Origin of the sequence: Streptomyces sp. NPDC051907 (genome assembly GCF_040681075.1) — a bacterium.
In the GTDB taxonomy this organism is placed as follows: domain Bacteria; phylum Actinomycetota; class Actinomycetes; order Streptomycetales; family Streptomycetaceae; genus Streptomyces.
The window spans coordinates 1-2,619 of record NZ_JBFAYB010000217.1 but is presented as its reverse complement, the minus strand read 5'-3'; the positions used below and the strand labels follow the sequence as shown (position 1 = coordinate 2,619).

The 2,619-nt window shown below is 72.1% G+C and carries 2 protein-coding genes; both read left to right on the top strand.

Annotated features, from left to right (window positions below; genetic code table 11):
- Positions 1–434 precede the first annotated feature (434 nt).
- The gene (locus AB0M39_RS41775; protein WP_365374364.1) at positions 435–1,841 is read left to right on the top strand and encodes a short-chain fatty acyl-CoA regulator family protein; all 1,407 of its coding nucleotides are present in this window, start codon (positions 435–437) and stop codon (positions 1,839–1,841) included.
- Between the two features lie 102 nt (positions 1,842–1,943).
- Positions 1,944–2,564 (top strand): hypothetical protein, encoded by a 621-nt coding sequence (locus AB0M39_RS41770; protein WP_365374361.1) that lies wholly within the window; start codon positions 1,944–1,946, stop codon positions 2,562–2,564.
- The last annotated feature ends 55 nt before the right edge of the window (positions 2,565–2,619 follow it).

Below are 2,619 nucleotides of genomic sequence, written 5' to 3'. Positions count from 1 at the left end.
TGCGAATGCGTGACACGCAGTGTCGTGTCAGCTGGCGCGGCCCGCCCTCCCGGCGCCCTGCGAAGGGTGAGCAATGCCGCCGAGCCGCCGGCGCGAGGGCCGCCGGGATCGCCGACGTCAGGGCATGATGTCGGGCCCAGTTGCACCGCTCCGGCCGCCGGGACCGGCGGGCCGCGCTACGACTCTCGCAGTGGCACTCAGTGCCATCAAGAAGGGACGCCTGTCAACTTCTGCGAATCTTCCACAAGCAATCTGCCAACTTTGCGAAGTCCCGATTGCGCCGATCGCCCCGTAGGATTCGCCCCGAGACCGGCCACGCGCGACCGGCCGGAGCGGGTGCGAGGCCGCCTCGGCGGTCTGTGCCGCCGGTCCGGGCCGAGGGCGCGCGCCGACTCGTACGGAGAGGCGTCCGCGCCGACGAGAAGAGGAGTGCGGTGGGCAAGACCTACGCGGGAGCGCGGCTGCGCCGGCTGCGCGAGGAGCGACGCATGAGCCAGGCCGATCTGGCCCGGGCTCTCGATATATCGCCGAGCTATCTGAACCAGATGGAGCACGACTCCCGCCCCCTGACCGTGCCGGTGCTGCTGCGGCTCACCGAGGCGTTCGGCGTCGACCCGGGGTTCTTCTCCGAGCGCGACACCACACGGCTCGTCGCCGACCTGCGAGAGGCGCTGGCGAACGAGGTCGCCACAGCCCGCGTCTCCCCGTCCGACCTCACCGACCTCGCCTCGCGCATGCCCGCCGTGGCCTCGGTCCTGCTCGACCTCGGGCGGCGCAACCAGGCCCTCGCCGAGCGGCTGGCCCAGGCGGCCGACGGCCGCGGCCACGACGACGCCGCCTCGCCCCGCTCGTCCCACGAGCAGATCCGGGAGTTCTTCTACCGGCGGCAGAACTACCTCCACGACGCCGACCTCGCCGCGGAGGACCTCGCCCGAGCCATCGGCATCCGCCCCGGAGAGGTCGTCCGCTCCCTGTCCGCACGCCTCGCCGAACGCCACGGAGTGCGCCTGGCCGCCGACTCCGACCAACTGCACCGCTACGACGCCGCCGCCCGCGTCCTGCACCTGTCCAGCCGGCTGCGCCCCGGCCAGCAGGCGTTCCGGATGGCCACCCAGCTCGCCCTGCTCGAGTACGACGACGAGCTCTCCCGTCTCGCGTCGGAGGACTACGACGAGGGCTCCACCACCTGGTCCCTGGCCCGTATCGGCATCGCCAACTACTTCGCCGCAGCGCTGATCCTGCCCTACCAGGCCTTCCACACAGCCGCGGAGGAAGTCCGCTACGACGTCGAGAGGCTCACCGACCACTTCGGACTCGGCTACGAGACCGTCTGCCACCGCCTCAGCACCCTTCAGCGGCCGAGGCTGCGCGGCGTCCCCTTCTCGTTCGTCCGCGTCGACCGGGCCGGCAACATGTCCAAGCGCCAGTCGGCGACCGGCTTCCACTTCTCCCGCGCGGGCGGCACCTGCCCGCTGTGGAACGTCTACGAGGCGTTCGCCGCCCCCGGCCGCATCCATGTCCAGATCGCGGCGATGCCCGACGGGCAGCGCTATCTGTGGACCGCGCGCGCCGTCACCCGGCACCGCGGCGGCTGGGGCGAGCCCGGCAAGACCTTCGCCATCGGGCTCGGCTGCGAGATCCGCCACGCCTCCCGCCTCGTCTACTCCGACGGGCTCGACCTCGACAACGCGGGCGCGGCCACGCCCATCGGCATGGGCTGCCGCATCTGCGAGCGCCTCGACTGCCCGCAGCGCGCGGTGCCCCCGCTCGGCAGGCCGCTCGCCATCGACGAGAAGAGCAGCACCTTCGTGCCCTACCCCGTGGCCGACGGAGCGGTGTGAGGCCGCGGGGCGACCTGGCAGACCACGCCGAAAGGGGCGAGTTCGCGGCGCCTGGCAGAGGATCATTGGTGTTGCACAGCTTCATCGTTCAGACTGACCGCCGTGGAGCAGCGCATAGACACCAGCATCCGGCTCGAGCACGCCGTGGGGACTGACCCCGCCTACATTCCGGGCCTCACGGGCCCAGTCGGCCCTGCGAAGCCGCAGGACGGCGCCTCGGAGCAGACGGAAGACCAGGCGTCCGAGGAGACGGCCCCGCAGGGCGACGCCCCTCAGAAGGAGTCCACCGCCCAGGACGCCCTGCCCGACGGCGGCCCCGCGGACTCCTCGGACTCCGCCGACTCTTCGGACTCCGAGGCATCAGCGGACTCCGTGACCGAGGACGCGACCGAAGCCCCGACCGAAGACCCGACCGCCTCGGGCGACGCCCAAGAGGAGGTGGACGGACCTGTCTTCGAGGTCGAGGACCGCCGCGGTTCGATCCGGGCGGGACGCGAGGGCATCCGGTTCCGGCTCGACGACCAGGAAGCCGACTTCCGGTGGGACGAGATCGGCGCGGTCGAGATCAAGCCCGCCCGCTTCGGCCGCCGATTCACCGTCACCGTGTATATGACGACGCGCCGCTGGTTCGACGCCGAGGTCGACGCGCCGGCCAGGAGCAGCCTCAAGACCTGGGAAGCGGAGCTGGACGCCGTCCTGGACGCCTACTTCGAAGAGTCCTGAGCAGTCGGCGGGGCTTGACCAGTCGGCGGGGGCCGGCCCGCCCGGCCGGGCCCCC